Source organism: Marinococcus tarijensis, from assembly GCF_054971385.1.
The window spans coordinates 1-14,304 of sequence record NZ_JBQOJA010000013.1; the positions used below are offsets into that span (position 1 = coordinate 1).

At 49.0% G+C, this 14,304-nt stretch carries 13 protein-coding genes; 1 reads left to right on the forward strand and 12 read right to left on the reverse strand.

Annotation, left to right across the window (positions count from 1 at the left end; translation table 11 throughout):
- The first annotated feature begins 123 nt into the window (after positions 1 to 123).
- A protein-coding gene (locus tag ACTTK7_RS08870; RefSeq protein ID WP_462867520.1) for an IS3 family transposase occupies positions 124 to 1,283 on the forward strand; the annotation gives its coding sequence in 2 pieces (ribosomal slippage) (positions 124 to 415 and positions 415 to 1,283; 1,161 coding nt in all).
- Between the two features lie 54 nt (positions 1,284 to 1,337).
- Here ACTTK7_RS08870 and ACTTK7_RS08875 read toward each other — a convergent pair.
- The 12 genes from ACTTK7_RS08875 to ACTTK7_RS08930 form a co-directional block, all read right to left on the reverse strand.
- A complete protein-coding gene (locus ACTTK7_RS08875; RefSeq protein WP_462867522.1) occupies positions 1,338 to 2,156 on the reverse strand; it encodes a YrrS family protein in 819 nt (272 codons plus the stop codon).
- A gap of 184 nt (positions 2,157 to 2,340) precedes the next feature.
- A complete protein-coding gene (gene greA, locus ACTTK7_RS08880; RefSeq protein WP_298788016.1) occupies positions 2,341 to 2,817 on the reverse strand; it encodes a transcription elongation factor GreA in 477 nt (158 codons plus the stop codon).
- Positions 2,818 to 2,877: 60 nt separating this feature from the next.
- The gene (locus ACTTK7_RS08885; RefSeq protein ID WP_462867524.1) at positions 2,878 to 3,549 is read right to left on the reverse strand and encodes an O-methyltransferase; all 672 of its coding nucleotides are present in this window, start codon (positions 3,547 to 3,549) and stop codon (positions 2,878 to 2,880) included.
- A gap of 21 nt (positions 3,550 to 3,570) precedes the next feature.
- Complete coding sequence (gene mltG / locus ACTTK7_RS08890) at positions 3,571 to 4,671, reverse strand: endolytic transglycosylase MltG (RefSeq protein ID WP_462867525.1); 1,101 nt, start codon at positions 4,669 to 4,671, stop codon at positions 3,571 to 3,573.
- A gap of 110 nt (positions 4,672 to 4,781) precedes the next feature.
- Positions 4,782 to 5,072: a DUF1292 domain-containing protein gene (locus ACTTK7_RS08895; RefSeq protein ID WP_091611995.1), complete on the reverse strand. Its 291-nt coding sequence runs from the start codon at positions 5,070 to 5,072 to the stop codon at positions 4,782 to 4,784.
- Between the two features lie 17 nt (positions 5,073 to 5,089).
- Complete coding sequence (gene ruvX / locus ACTTK7_RS08900; RefSeq protein ID WP_462867527.1) at positions 5,090 to 5,515, reverse strand: Holliday junction resolvase RuvX; 426 nt, start codon at positions 5,513 to 5,515, stop codon at positions 5,090 to 5,092.
- Positions 5,512 to 5,781, reverse strand: coding sequence for an IreB family regulatory phosphoprotein (locus ACTTK7_RS08905; protein WP_322525937.1), 270 nt, complete (start codon positions 5,779 to 5,781; stop codon positions 5,512 to 5,514). Before ACTTK7_RS08905 ends, ruvX begins: the two co-directional genes overlap by 4 nt.
- Positions 5,782 to 5,919: 138 nt before the next feature.
- Positions 5,920 to 8,562 carry an alanine--tRNA ligase gene (gene alaS / locus ACTTK7_RS08910; RefSeq protein WP_462867529.1) on the reverse strand — a complete coding sequence of 881 codons (2,643 nt, stop codon included), beginning with the start codon at positions 8,560 to 8,562 and terminating at the stop codon, positions 5,920 to 5,922.
- Between the two features lie 304 nt (positions 8,563 to 8,866).
- On the reverse strand, positions 8,867 to 11,161 hold the full coding sequence (gene recD2, locus ACTTK7_RS08915; protein WP_462867531.1) for an SF1B family DNA helicase RecD2: 2,295 nt from the start codon (positions 11,159 to 11,161) through the stop codon (positions 8,867 to 8,869).
- Positions 11,162 to 11,170: 9 nt separating this feature from the next.
- Positions 11,171 to 11,833, reverse strand: coding sequence for a tetratricopeptide repeat protein (locus ACTTK7_RS08920; RefSeq protein WP_462867533.1), 663 nt, complete (start codon positions 11,831 to 11,833; stop codon positions 11,171 to 11,173).
- 100 nt (positions 11,834 to 11,933) lie between these two features.
- A complete protein-coding gene (mnmA, locus tag ACTTK7_RS08925; RefSeq protein WP_462867535.1) occupies positions 11,934 to 13,031 on the reverse strand; it encodes a tRNA 2-thiouridine(34) synthase MnmA in 1,098 nt (365 codons plus the stop codon).
- Positions 13,028 to 14,182, reverse strand: coding sequence for a cysteine desulfurase family protein (locus ACTTK7_RS08930; RefSeq protein WP_462867537.1), 1,155 nt, complete (start codon positions 14,180 to 14,182; stop codon positions 13,028 to 13,030). Before ACTTK7_RS08930 ends, mnmA begins: the two co-directional genes overlap by 4 nt.
- Positions 14,183 to 14,304: the final 122 nt, after the last annotated feature.

Below are 14,304 nucleotides of genomic sequence, written 5' to 3' on the forward strand. Positions count from 1 at the left end.
ATAAGAAAAACACCTCCATCTATCGATCCTACTACGAATACGACGTGAGAGGTGCTTTTATCTGTCTCATTTATTTAAGTCACTCCAATGTAGTATTAACGATGATCTGGAGGTGTTTTTTTGATGGAAACCAATCGATTTTATCCGGAAGAGGTAAAGCGCGAGGTCATTCGCTTGAAATTGGAGGGGCAAACCTCCAACCAGGAACTCATAAAGCAGTTTGGGATTAAAAATGAATCCCAGATTAAAGCGTGGGTCCGGTGGTATAAACAGGGAGCCTTCCACCGCCTGGCCCAGCCGCCGGGAAAACAATATACCTTCGGTAAAGGGCCTGACGAGGGAACAGAAATCGAGCAGCTGCGAAAGAAAGTGGCGTATTACGAAATGAGAGATGATCTGATGGGAAAGGCCAATGCCATCGAAAGGAGGTGGTTCCAGAAGTCATCGTCGAAGTAATAGAGGCGAATAGACATGCCTATGGCGTCCAGGAGATGTGTCATGCCTTCGGCATTCCCCGTTCCACCTATTACCGATGGAAAAAACGTTCCCGGGAGCTTCCTGCCCTCCACCAACTAATTATGGATATCTGCCGACGGTATCGCTATTGGCTGGGGCACCGCAAGGTGGCGGCTCTTCTCCGAAAAGAACACGGGATCAAAATCAATCGGAAAACCGCCCAACGCGTGATGCAGAAGTATCAGCTCCAATGCCAGATCAAGCCGAAGAAACGGATCCAACCGACGGGAGAAACCCATCAGACGGTGCCGAACCTCCTTCAGCAGGAATTTACAGCTGATCGTCCCAACCAAAAATGGGTGACGGACATTACGTACCTGCCGTATGGAGAGAAGATGTGGTATTTATCTACGATCATGGATGTATACAATAATGAATTAGTGGCGTATCAGCTACGGGATACGCAAGAGACGAGTCTGGTGCTGGATACGCTGGAAGCGGCTTGTCGGGGCCGGGAGACCTACGGTCTCCTCCTGCACAGTGATCAGGGCTCCCAGTATACCTCGCACGCGTTTCAGCAGGCAGCCAAAGAAAAAGGCATTATCACAAGCATGTCCCGGAAAGGAAGCTGCTTTGATAATGCCATGATCGAATCCTTCCATTCCTCGCTAAAGTCGGAAGAATTCAGCATTCGCGTACGGATGCCTCTTACATCTTCTATTATAGTCGAAAAAGTCGATTCGTACATGTATTATTACAATTACATACGACCATTTACCAAATTAAACGACCACAGTCCGGTAGAATTCCGAACGGCGGCCGCATAGGTGTTTTTTTCTTGTCTCATTTCTTTGGGTCAGTTCACAGGAAAGCCGGTTTTTTTAATTGTACTGATTGCTGCTCAGACGTTCAACACTTGTTGGTTTCCAACCTTCGCCGTCCACCCACTCCATGCGTACTTCGTATGGATTTTCACTGCTGGCGTCTTCACTGATAACTGCTCTTGCCGTATCCTGCGATCCTCCGTTCTCGAGCCTCCAGAGCACTGTGCTGTTACCTTCTGTCGATCTCAGCCCAGTGGCAGCTTCTACAGCATCCTCCATTTCTTCCCAGTTCTGACCGCCCTCTGTAAAGTCAGCTGTAAAGTTTTCCTGTTCAGTGCCTACTGGCTCGTATTCTCCGTCTTCCTGAGTCGTTTCCGTATCAGCGCTGTCACTGCCTTCCGATTCGGAAGTACTGCTGTTCTCCTCTGCTGACGAGTCTTCACTGGTCGTGCTTTCCTCAGAGGAGTCACTTCCGGCTTCATCGTTTGAGGAAGCAGCCGGCTCTTCTTCTGTAGAAGAATCGGACTCAGAGGAAGAATCAGATTCAGAGGTTTCTTCTGCATCTTCTGAAGTTTCTTCTTCTGTTCCTTCTTCATCTGCATTATTTTCCGGGGTTTCCTCTGTAGAAGAAGTGTCCGGGTTGTCCTCCGGTCCGCTTTCATTCTGCTCTTCTTCGGTATTAGTTGAATCTGCCATCTCTTCCCCGTTATCTTCAGCCTGTTCATTGTTATTGTTAAAAAACAATAACAGAATCCCAAAGAACAGAATGAGCACTGCTACAATACCAATAGCAGCATTTAAAACATTATTCATCCGCTTTTTTCTTTTCTTTTGAAAGCGCGAGCCGGAGTCGTCGTTATAATTGTTATTCGACATCCTATGATTCACCTGCCCCTATCGTATGTATTGCTTTTATAGTACAAAAACACGCCCTGCAGAGAGAACGTAACATGTTTTATCATAAAGGAAATATTTCCGGAAAACGAGGGAATATAGACCTATGATTTACATCCTCAAAGCAGGGCGCCGTGCTTAAGTTTTCATTACTGATAACCGTTTTTTAGGCGATTTCAATAATCTCGACTTCAATGTCCCCGCCCGGTGTCGAAACCGTCACCTGTTCACCAATCTGGCGCCCGAGCAGGCTTTGGGCCATCGGTGAATCGTTGGAAATTTTTCCTTCCAGCGGATCAGACTCTGCGCTGCCGACAATTGTATAGCTTTCTTCATCACCATTTGGCAGTTCCTTAAACCGTACGGACTTTCCAAGCGACACCACGGAGTTATTACTTGTGTCTTCCTCAATGATAGCAGCATTTTTAAGCATCTGCTCAATTTGGCTTACGCGTCCTTCTACAAAGGCCTGCTCATCCTTGGCAGCATCATACTCCGAGTTCTCGGACAAATCGCCAAAGCTTCTTGCAATTTTTATACGCTCTACGACTTCCTGGCGCCGCTCCGTTTTTAAATATTCCAGTTCCTCTTCAAGCTTCTTTCTGCCTTCTTCTGTCATAAAATGCTGTTTTTCTTCTGGCATATTTTCACTCCTCTATTCAGTATAAAAATGTATCATATTTTGGCTCATTTTTATAGTATTTTACGTTGTACTACCGGTTGCTTCCGGAAGCAGAATACTTACTGCCACGCCGTCACCGACAGGGAAAATATTGGTGCTGAAGTCTTTTCTTTCCACCAGCCAGCGGTTGTACGCCCGAATTTTTTTCACCATCGGCTGTAATCGTTCAGGGACCTCTGCTTCCGGATCAGCTACCAACCCACGGAATAATACGTTATCACTAATAATAAGCCCCCCCGGAGCCAGCAGCTGCTCGCACAATTGAAAATACTGTTGGTACTGGCCTTTGGAAGCGTCTATAAATACTGCATCAAACGTCGTTTTGTCTGAAAATTCTTCCTGCAGGTTTAAAGCATCGCCAAGAACAAACGTAGTCTGCTCCTGCCACGGGCTTTCAGCCCGGTAATATTCTGCACGCCTGTAGCGTTCTTCGTCTTTTTCCACCGATACTATGGAGGTTCCGGGAAGGGCAGCTGCCATTCGCAAAGCAGAATACCCAATCGCCGTGCCAATTTCCAGAACCGTTGCCGGTCTTTTTAACTGAAGAAGCCCGATCATAAATTGCAGGGCCTCTTCATCCATAATCGGTACACGGTCGCGTTCCGCTTCTTCAGTCATTTCTTCAAACCACGGCGGCGGCCCGATGCCCAGCTCTTTCCGGTACTCCTTAAAGTGGTTGTTTATGTCCGGCATTTTTTTCGCCCGCTTTCCTGGCTATTGATTTTCCCATTCGCTTTCATACTTTCTCTGGGTACGTGTATGCTGCTCATACGTTTCGTTGTAAATAACTTCTCCGTTCGGGCGGGCATAAAAATATAACGCCTCCGTATTTTCAGGATTCAAAGCTGCCTTGATCGACTCTACGCCCGGGCTTGCAATCGGGCCAGGCGGCAGTCCCTGGTTTCGGTAGGTGTTGTACGGTGAAGTCACCTGCAGATCATTGAAGGAAGTACGAAGCCTGTGTTCCCCGAGAGCATATGCCACCGTAGGGTCCATCTCAAGACGCATATTTTTCCCAAGCCGGTTTTCGATCACTCCGGCAATCGGAGCCCGGTCCTCTGCCCGTGCCGCCTCACGTTCCACAATAGAAGCAATGGTCCATATTTCACGGGCGGTCCATGGACTGTTGGTGATTTGATTCGAAAATTCTACCATAGTTTCGTTTGTTCGTTCAATCATATCCTTCACTACTGCTTCAGCATCCGGGGAGTCACCGTAGTATTCATACGTCTGTGGGGATAAATAACCCTCCAGTGTGTAGCGCACGCCATTTTCGTTATCCGGCTCCCGGATAAATGAATAAGATTCACTCAGGGAACGAATGAACGCGTCATCTGTGACGGTTTCCATAAATTTTTCTTCCGAAAAATCAGCATTCTTCGCACTGATTCGTGCTATCTGCTCCAGAGACCGGCCTTCCGGAATAGTGATGGAAACTACCGGTTCCTGTGCCTGCTGCCCGGCTTCAAGTGTACGGGCGATTTCTCCGGCACTCATCGAAGCAGATAACTGGTATGTACCTGCTTTCAGGCTGTCCGGCCGTAAGTAACTGTAGTATTGAAACACAACAGAATTTTTGATCAGCTGCTGCTTTTCCAAATACTCAGCCGCAGTTTCCATAGAGGCACCCTGTTCAATAACAACGGTCTGTTTTTCCCCGTCATCTTCCGCTGCCGGAAAAAGCATGTACAGCACATATATGAGAGCCGAAGCGGCACTCATCAGAAATATAATCCCCAGGAAATAAAGTGCCGCCTTCCCTTTTTTCTTTTTAGAGGTGCGGCGCCCGGCATATGAATATATGAGCGTTTTCATGAATGGATGTTCTCCTCTTAACTGCCTCACTCAGCTGCAGGGCAGATATAATGATAAAGAAAAACACCGGAAGAAGATCCGGTGTGCTTCCTTTACGGTTAGAACAGGTTCTACTCCATCTCGTTAGCACTGTAAGTGTTCACCATTTCTTCGACCATTTCCCATTCTTCGTCAGATTCGATTGGGAAAAGGTTTATATCCGACTCGTCCCCTTCGCCTTCTTCCTCATAGCGGAAAGCAAAAACCTCCACTTCGTCATTGTCGGCTTCACTTGATGGAACCACTACAATGTAGGACTGCTCACTCTCATCTGCGTCGAAAGTAAACAGGATGTCAAATAAATGTTCATTGCCATCCTCATCGGGTATGACAATTCTTTCTTTTTCTTCTTCTTCAGCCATTATATTTCACCTCTTTACTATAAGTTTGATTGATGGTCCAAATAACTCTGCAAAATCATCACAGCTGCCATTTTGTCTACGACTTTTTTGCGCTTTTTTCTGCTGACATCTGCTTGTAACAGTGTGCGTTCTGCCGCCTTCGTTGTCAATCGCTCATCATACATGGCTACAGGCAGCGAGGAAAATTCTTCAAGGTTCTCTGCGAATGCCTGACATTCTTTCCCCCTGCCCCCAATCGTCCCGTCCATATTTTTAGGAAGGCCGACCACAAGCTGCTCGATTTCGTTTTCTTTAACCAGTTCAAGAATACGCGGAAAAGCTTCGTCCGGGTCTGTCGTTTTTAAATGAATCGTTTCTACACCCTGGGCTGTCCAGCCCAGCGAGTCGGAGATGGCAATCCCGATTCTTTTTTTTCCGACATCGATACCAAGCGCTCTTTTCACGAGGATGATTGGTGATCCTTCAAATAGTGTCGAATTAATTCTTCAATTAGCTCATCCCGCTCGAGCTGGCGGATGATCGTTCTTGCTTCTTTATGACGGGGGATATAGGCTGGATCGCCTGAAAGCAAATATCCCACGATTTGATTGATTGGATTATACCCTTTTTCCTCAAGCGCTTCATACACGCTGAGCAGAACTTCTTCGGCCTTCGGGTCGGAAGAATCTTCCTCTCGGTTAAAACGTACGGTCCGGTCGTTCGTATCCAATTCCTCCACCTCCTCGGATGACTTTTCACGAAATGTCATTTCATAAAAAGCAGAAGGGAGGAGAAGCTCCCTTCCTATACTGTGGTAATTAATACGATTACTGTATAGACGATTATATTGTACATGAGATAGGGGTATTTAGGAAAGGGTTAAGATAAAGTTCTTCGCTTCTTCTAATGCCTCCCCAAGCTTCTCAGGCTGTTTTCCTCCTGCCTGAGCCATATCCGGACGGCCGCCTCCGCCGCCTCCGCATACTTCCGCTGCTTTTTTCACAATATCTCCTGCTTTGTACCGTGCAGTCAGATCCTTTGTTACTCCAGCAATAAGCTGTACCTTTTCTCCTTCCGATGTTCCAAGCACGACAATACCGCTTCCAAGCTTCTGTTTGAGTTCATCTACTGTCTGCCGCAGTGTATCTTTATCTGCTCCTGGAAGTTCTTTGGCAATCACCGGAATACCATTTATTTCTTCTGCCGCGTCTGCAAGATCCCCGGCCTCAAGATTACTCAGCTTCTGCGACAGCGATTCATTTTCCTTTTGAAGGCTTCTGATCTGCTCCTGCAGAGCTTCTGCACGCTGCGGGATATCGTCAATGGCACGAGCCCGGACGATGCTGCCTGTTTCTTCAAGCAGCTGCATTCTGCTTTCAAAGTATTCATACGCATACTGGCCGGTAACAGCTTCGATGCGCCGTGTACCGGCGCCAATTCCGGATTCTCCTGTAATCTTGAACACGCCGACTTCGGAGGTGCTGCCGACATGGCAGCCGCCGCACAGTTCAACGCTGTAGTCGCCGATCTGTACTACGCGCACTCTTTCCCCGTATTTTTCACCAAATAACGCAGTAGCCCCCATCTGCTTCGCTTCACTGATTCCTTTTTCTTCAATCAGCACCGAAACATTGGACCACACCTTTTCGTTTACAAGGTACTCGATCCGCTTTATTTCTTCCTCAGTGACCTGTCCGAAATGGGAAAAGTCAAAACGGAGGCGGTTGTCTGTCACAACCGATCCTGCCTGATTGACATGCTCACCCAGCACATCCTTAAGGGCCTGATGCAGCAGGTGGGTCGCTGTATGGTTTTTAATAATGCTTCTTCTCGTATTTTCTTCGATGGACGCTCTTACGTGCATCCCCTTGCGAAGCGAGCCTTTTTCAATTCGTGCCGTATGAAGATGCTGGCCATTCGGAGCTTTCTGGACATCTTCCACTACCGCTTCCATTCCTGCTGCTTCGTTTATGATCGTGCCCCGGTCTGCCACCTGGCCGCCGCTTTCTGCATAAAACGGGGTTTTTTCCAGGATAAGCTGCACCTGTTCCCCGGCGCCGACTGTATCCACGAGTTCTTTGTTGTGAATAAGTGTCTGAACGCTTGTTTCCACGTCAAAATGCTCGTAGCCGACGAACGTGCTCTCTGTATCGATATCTGTCAGAAGTGACTCCTGCGTCTGCATCGAGCCACTATCTTTTCTAGCTGCACGTGCCCGGCTCCGCTGGGCTTCCATTTCCACTTCGAATTCTTCATTGTCCACCGCGAATCCTTCGTCTACTACATATTCCGCCGTTAAGTCAGGCGGGAAGCCGTACGTATCATACAGGCGGAATACATCTTTACCGGAAATGACTGTTTCCCCTTTGTTGCGGGCTTTTTCTGTCACCTGCCTCAGCATTTTCAGCCCGTCAGTAAGCGTCTCATGAAAACGTTCTTCTTCGGTTTTCACCACACGTTCAATAAAGGATTGCTTTTCGCGGACTTCTGGATAATAGTCTTCCATAATTTCGCCCACGACACCTATCAGCCTGTGCATGAACGGCTCCTCCTGACCGAGCCAGCCGGCATAACGTACCGCGCGGCGGAGCAGGCGGCGCAGAATGTAACCGCGCCCTTCATTGGACGGAAGGGCCCCATCCCCGATGGAGAAGCTGACAGTCCGGACGTGATCGGCAATCAGACGAAAAGCAATATCCTGCTCTTCATTTTCCCCGTACGTTCTTCCGGATACTTCTTCTACCTTTCGGATTATCGGCCGGAAAAGATCGGTATCAAAATTTGTCGGTACGTCCTGAACGAGGGTGACAAGCCGTTCAAGCCCCATGCCGGTATCAATGTTTTTCTTCGGAAGTGGGGTGTACGTATCATCGGCGTTATGGTTAAACTGCGAAAATACAAGATTCCATACCTCTAAATAACGCTCATTTTCTCCTCCCGGATACATTTCCGGATCCCGGGGATCGTCTCCCCAGCTGGGGCCGCGGTCATAAAAAACTTCCGTATTCGGCCCGCTCGGCCCCTGGCCGATATCCCAGAAGTTTTCTTCGAGACGGATAACCCGTTCTTCCGGAAGGCCGATAATCTCTCTCCAGTACTGGTACGCTTCGTCATCCTCCGGATGAACGGTAACCGACAGCCTATTTTCATCAAAGCCTATCCATCGCTCTGACGTTAAAAATTCCCATGCCCATTCGATAGCTTCTTTTTTAAAATAATCGCCAATCGAGAAATTACCGAGCATTTCAAAAAATGTGTGATGGCGCGTCGTTCTTCCGACGTTTTCAATATCGTTTGTCCGGATGGACTTTTGAGCATTTGCAAGCCTCGGATTTTCAGGAATCACCCGTCCATCAAAGTATTTTTTCATCGTAGCTACCCCGCTGTTGATCCATAAAAGCGTCGGATCCTCATGCGGAACGAGCGAGGCGCTCGGCTCAATTGTATGTCCTTTTTCCTTAAAAAAGTCCAAAAAGCGCCGACGGACTTCAGTAGATGTTAATGCTGGCATTATTGATCAGCCTCCCGTGAGTTTTTCATTTCGTTTAAATCACATTAAAAAACCCGCCCCTGAAAACAGGGACGAGTGCGCTCGCGTTACCACCCTGGTTGCCGCATATACACACGGCCAACTCAGCATCCGTAACGTGGATGATCCGGCAGGGTTTGCCTGCACTCCGGAGCAGCGTTCGGGCGGGTTGTTCTCCGGCAGTTTCAGCCGCTGCTGCCGGTCTCTGTGAGAATATATCCACCGTACTCGTTCCATCACTGTTTTTGTTATTCTGTTTCAGTTATATAGGAAACCGTATTTTCTGTCAAGCCTGCTCCTCCGGATCTTCCTCCCGGTTCTTCAGGCGTTCCCGAAGATAAGAATAGCGTTCATTTTTTGACTCCTGCTTTACGGCATACATAAATGCTTCCTTTTCCCCGCAGAGAATTAAATAGTCCTTTGCCCGTGTTATCGCTGTGTACAACAAATTACGGCGCAGCATCCGCCGATAGGACATCAGCATCGGTACGACTACGATGGGAAATTCACTGCCCTGCGCCTTATGAATAGAAGTGCAGTAGGCAAGAGTGATTTGTTTAAGGTCCTGGCGCGTGTAGCTGACTTCCTTTTCGTCAAAGGAAAACACAACCTGCATTTCTTTATCAACAGTTTCTTTTGCTTCAAAGACCGTTTCGAGCACACCTTTATCCCCGTTATATATACCTTCTTCGCCGTTATTTACAAGCTGAAGGACGATATCGTCCTTCTGGTAAACAGCGTCCCCGAAGGTTACACTCCGTTTTTGAGGCGTGCGTGGGTTAAACATTTCCTGCAGCCGTTCATTCAGGGCGTGAATACCTGCCTCCCCCCGGTACATCGGGGCAAGCACCTGAATATCCATCGGATCGTAGCCCTTGCGAATGGCACCGGCACACGTTTTCTCCACCACATCGGCCACCTGGGCTTTCGTGCATGGGAAAAACCGCCGGTCTTCAAACGGCTGTTCAAAATCGTCCGGCAGTCCCCCCTCCTTCATCGCGTGGGCCAGCTCGACAATCGAGGACTGATTCGTCTGCCTGTACACAACCGACAAATTCACGGTCGGTATAGTACCGGCTTCAAGTAAATCTCCAAGCACCTGGCCCGGTCCTACCGAAGGAAGCTGATCCTCATCCCCAACGAACACGACCTTCATTCCTTTAGGGACTGCGCGGATCAGCTGATTGGCGAGCCACATGTCCACCATCGATACTTCATCGACAATCAGAAGCTCCCCTTCGAGAGGCTCATACTCATCCTTTTCAAACAGCTCGTTTTCTCCTTCTCCGCTAAACCCGAGCAGCTTATGAATCGTCACCGCCCGGAGGCCGGTAGACTCCTTCATCCGTTTCGCCGCCCGGCCAGTCGGGGCAGCGAGCAGTACAGGGAAAGGCTTCTTGCCTGAGTATTCGGAAGGGTCCAGAGAAACATCATAGAGTGAGGCGTACACTTCCACAATGGCCCGGATGATCGTGGTCTTTCCGGTCCCCGGTCCGCCTGTAAGCAGCATCACCGGCTCTTCCATAGCCGTCTGGATCGCTTCCTTCTGCTGTTCGGCATACTCAATATCAAACTTTTCCTCCACTTCTCCGAGAGCCTGCAGCAGATCTGCCTGGGAATGTTCTTTTTCTTCTGCTTCCTCCTGCAGCTTATGCACCCTGCCTGCAAACCCTTTTTCCGCAAAATACAAAGAGGCAATATACACACGATCATCGTCAATCTGCACCCGTTCTTCGTTTACAAGCTCCTGCAGGACAAGCTTCAGCTCCTGCTGATCAATGGTAACAGCCGGATCTGCAAGCAGCTGTTCCGCGCTGTCAAGCAGCTGCTGCTTTGGGATATACACATGTCCGTCCTGCATTGTCCGTTCATACAGCTCAAACAGCACTCCCGCCTTCAGGCGGCTTGGGTCATTTTTTTGGATGCCGGTATTTTCCCCGAGCCGGTCCGCTTTTGTAAACCCGACCCCGTCCACGTCCCAGACGAGCTGATAGGGATCATGCCGAATAATATCGAGCGTCCGCTCGCGGTACTGGTTGTATATTTTTACGCCAAGATCCGTACCGAATCCGTAGCGTACAAGAAGCGTCATCGCATGCTCCATGCCCTGATTTTCAAGCATGGCGGTACGGATTTGTTTGCGCTTCTCTTCATTCAGTCCGGGAATTTTTTCAAGCGCTTCCGGACGCTCAAGCACTTCATCAATCACTTTTGCCCCAAAGCGGTCGACCAATTTTTCTGCTGTTTTTGGCCCGATGTACGGGAACCGGTCACTCGATAAGTAGTCAATTAACGCTGAGCGCTCGGTCGGTATTTCCTTTTGGTAAGAGATGACCTGATACTGGGTGCCAAACCGCGGATGCTGTTTAACCTCGCCGTTAAACCGATAACGTTCATTTGCCTCCACCGTCGGAAGAATGCCGACAATAGTCGTTGTGCTTTCTTCAAAGGAGGGTATCGATTCTTTGATTTTTACTTTCGCTACTGTATAACCGTTTTCCTCATTCCGAAATATAACGTGCTGCACGGTTCCAAGGACGTAAGGCTCGAGCAGTTCCTGTTCATCGTGTCCGTTCTCCATAGCACAACCTCACTTTTCGCTTAGCAGCTGCTGAACCTGCTGCCTGCCGTTCTCTGCCAATGCATGTTCTGGCTCTGCTTCAAGTGCTTTCTCGAAGAGGCTGAGCGCTTCTTCCGCCCGTTCATTAAACAGAGCAGCCACGCCCAGATTATAATAGGCGTCGGCATGGTCCGGGTTCTGCTCCACCACTTTTTTAAATTCTGCTTCTGCCTGGTCGACTTCCTCCTGCTGAGCTAAGGAAAGAGCGTAGTAATATCTGGCTTCGGCGTCTGCTTCATCGAGCTCCACCGAACGCTTGAAGTTGGCAATCGCATAAGGAAGCCGGTCGGACTGAAGGTAGCTAAGACCCAGCATAAAAAACAGACTCGAATCTTCAAGCCCCTGCTGCTGTGCTCCCTTGTACATCGTAATGGCCTCAGCGTACTCTTCCCGGTTGTATAATACGTTGCCGGCCCCGTAATAGGCTGTCGCGGCTGTTTCATCTATTTGCAGCGCTTTTGTGAAAAAACGAATCGCTTTATCGTCTTCACCCGCCTCGGCGAGCAGATTCCCAAAGTTTATGTACGCGACAGGATCATTTGGCTCTGCTTCCATCTGCTCGTTCAAAAGCTTTGCCGCTTCTTCAAAATCCCCGTTTTGTAAATGCTCCATTGCCTGCTGATTTTTATCCATACTATCATCCTTTTCAAGTCTTGTTTCTGTATTATTTCACGATCCCTGGTGATTGAAAAGCCTTACCGGCAAACAGCAAGAACCAAGAAAAAGGAAAACGTTACGTTGCAACGCTTTCCTTCATCATCGCTTCTTCTATTGTTGCACCTCCAAGACACACATCACCGTCATAAAAGACTACAGCCTGTCCCGGAGTCACTGCCCGCTGCGGTTCATCAAACTCTACGAGCAGTTCTCCATTTGTTTTCTGGTGGACGGTAACGCCCTGGTCCTTCTGGCGGTACCGGAATTTCGCAGTGCAGGAAAATGGAAAGGCTTCCGGCTCATGAATCCAGTTAGGTTCAGAGGCAGTCAGCTGCTCGGAATATAATCGTTTATGATTGCCGCCCTGCCCGACAATCAGAACGTTACGTTCCATGTCTTTGTCCACGACAAACCATGGTTCCCCGGAGCCGCCGATACCAAGCCCCTGGCGCTGGCCGAGCGTGTAGTACATCAAACCATCGTGGCGGCCCTTCACTTCTCCTTCAGGACTCTCCATGTTACCCGGCTGGGCTGGAAGATACTCCTGCAGGAAATCCTTGAAATTCCGCTCCCCAATAAAGCAGATTCCAGTACTGTCTTTTTTCCCAGCCGTTTCAAGGTCCCGCTCTTCCGCCATTTTCCGTACTTCGGACTTGTCATACTCCCCGAGTGGAAACAGCACGCGGCTCAGCTGCTCTTCGCTTAACTGATTTAAAAAATACGTCTGGTCCTTGTTGTTGTCCACTCCGCGCAGAAGATACGTCCCGCTTTCGGTGTGTTCAACACGGGCATAATGCCCGGTCGCGACGTAGTCTGCCCCGAGATTAAACGCGTGGTCGATAAACGCCCGAAACTTAATTTCTTTGTTGCACATCACGTCAGGATTCGGGGTACGGCCGGCTTTGTATTCCTCCAGAAAGTACGTAAAGACCCGGTCCCAGTATTCTTTTTCAAAATTCACAGCGTAGTAGGGGATATCCAGCTGGTTGCATACCGCAATGACGTCTTCATAGTCTTCCGTTGCCGTACACATGCCCGACTCATCTGTATCATCCCAGTTTTTCATGAAAATACCGATCACTTCATAGCCCTGCTCTTTTAATAGAGCGGCCGTAACAGAGGAGTCCACTCCCCCGGACATTCCTACTACAATCCGTGTCTCTTCATTGGTCATTTCAAAGCCTCCTTTTTCTTCATTTTCCGGCTTATTTTCACTGCCGCCTGCGCCGCTGTTTTCATATCCTCCACGGTGTTTCCGTACCCAAAGCTGAACCGGACGGATTCATAGATACGTGCGTCTTTGCCATACATTGCTTCAAGGACGTGAGACGGTTCTACAGTCCCGGCCGTGCATGCCGATCCGCTTGAAACAGCTATGCCTTCCATATCCATCTGCACAAGAAATGATTCGAGCTGAATGCCGGGGAAATACACATTTAAAATGTGCGGACTTTTTTCTGCATGCTCGCCGTTAATTTGATAAAAGACCCCGCTGCGGTCAAGCTCGGCTAAAAATGCCGCCCTGAGCGATTCGAGCTCCTGCCGGCGTTTCTCGAGACTGTTCATCTGCAGCTCAACGGCTTTGGCGAAGCCTTCGGCAGCGGCGACGTTTTCCGTGCCTGCTCGGCGTTTTCTTTCCTGCTCGCCGCCCGTTAATTCCGGACGAATTTTGGCGCCCTGACGAACGAATAAACCTCCTGCTCCTGCAGGACCGTTAATTTTATGGGCCGTTATTGTCGCCATCGTCACCGGTGTTTCTTTTACGTCAAGCAGCAGCTGTCCATAGGCCTGCACCATATCGGTATGGAAGGCAATACCCTTCTCCGCAAGCCTTCCGGCAGCTTCATGGACAGGCTGGACCACTCCTGTTTCATTGTTCACATACATTAATGAAACCAGTACCGTCTCCTCAGTAACTGCTGCCATAATTTTTTCCACCGAAACGATGCCCTGCTCATCGGGGCGTACGTATGTGACCTGAAATCCTTCTTTTTCAAGCGCCTGGGCCGTATGCAATACAGCATGGTGTTCAATAGCACTTGTCACCAGGTGGTTTCCTTTGTCCTGATTGGCGCGCATAAAACCGCGGAGCGCCAGGTTATTGCTTTCTGTGCCTCCGCTTGTCCATACGATCTCTTTCGGACTTGCATTTATGGATGACGCTATCGTACGGCGGGCCCCGTCGAGTCTTTTCCTGGCCCCGCGGCCGTACTCGTGGACACTCGAAGGGTTTCCTGCCGGCTTTTTCATAGAATCGATCATAGCTTCAGCCACCTCTGGATGAAGCGGCGTCGTAGCTGCATGATCTGCATATATAGCGAGCATATTTCTTCTCCTCCTAATGGAGTTATTTCTTATAATCGGAATAACATTATTTTTACATTAACAAATAGGAGTTTTTTTGTCTATTTCCTTGCCTGTGCTTTCGTTTCCCGTGTAATATGTAT

What these genes read in the sequence shown, in the direction of transcription:
- greA (WP_298788016.1), bottom strand. Translation starts at nt 2,817, where the DNA reads ATGCCAGAAGAAAAACAGCATTTTATGACAGAAGAAGGCAGAAAGAAG.
- mnmA (WP_462867535.1), bottom strand. Translation starts at nt 13,031, where the DNA reads ATGACCAATGAAGAGACACGGATTGTAGTAGGAATGTCCGGGGGAGTG.
- ACTTK7_RS08875 (WP_462867522.1), bottom strand. Translation starts at nt 2,156, where the DNA reads ATGTCGAATAACAATTATAACGACGACTCCGGCTCGCGCTTTCAAAAG.
- recD2 (WP_462867531.1), bottom strand. Translation starts at nt 11,161, where the DNA reads ATGGAGAACGGACACGATGAACAGGAACTGCTCGAGCCTTACGTCCTT.
- alaS (WP_462867529.1), bottom strand. Translation starts at nt 8,562, where the DNA reads ATGCCAGCATTAACATCTACTGAAGTCCGTCGGCGCTTTTTGGACTTT.
- ACTTK7_RS08920 (WP_462867533.1), bottom strand. Translation starts at nt 11,833, where the DNA reads ATGGATAAAAATCAGCAGGCAATGGAGCATTTACAAAACGGGGATTTT.
- mltG (WP_462867525.1), bottom strand. Translation starts at nt 4,671, where the DNA reads ATGAAAACGCTCATATATTCATATGCCGGGCGCCGCACCTCTAAAAAG.
- ACTTK7_RS08895 (WP_091611995.1), bottom strand. Translation starts at nt 5,072, where the DNA reads ATGGCTGAAGAAGAAGAAAAAGAAAGAATTGTCATACCCGATGAGGAT.
- ACTTK7_RS08930 (WP_462867537.1), bottom strand. Translation starts at nt 14,182, where the DNA reads ATGCTCGCTATATATGCAGATCATGCAGCTACGACGCCGCTTCATCCA.
- ACTTK7_RS08885 (WP_462867524.1), bottom strand. Translation starts at nt 3,549, where the DNA reads ATGCCGGACATAAACAACCACTTTAAGGAGTACCGGAAAGAGCTGGGC.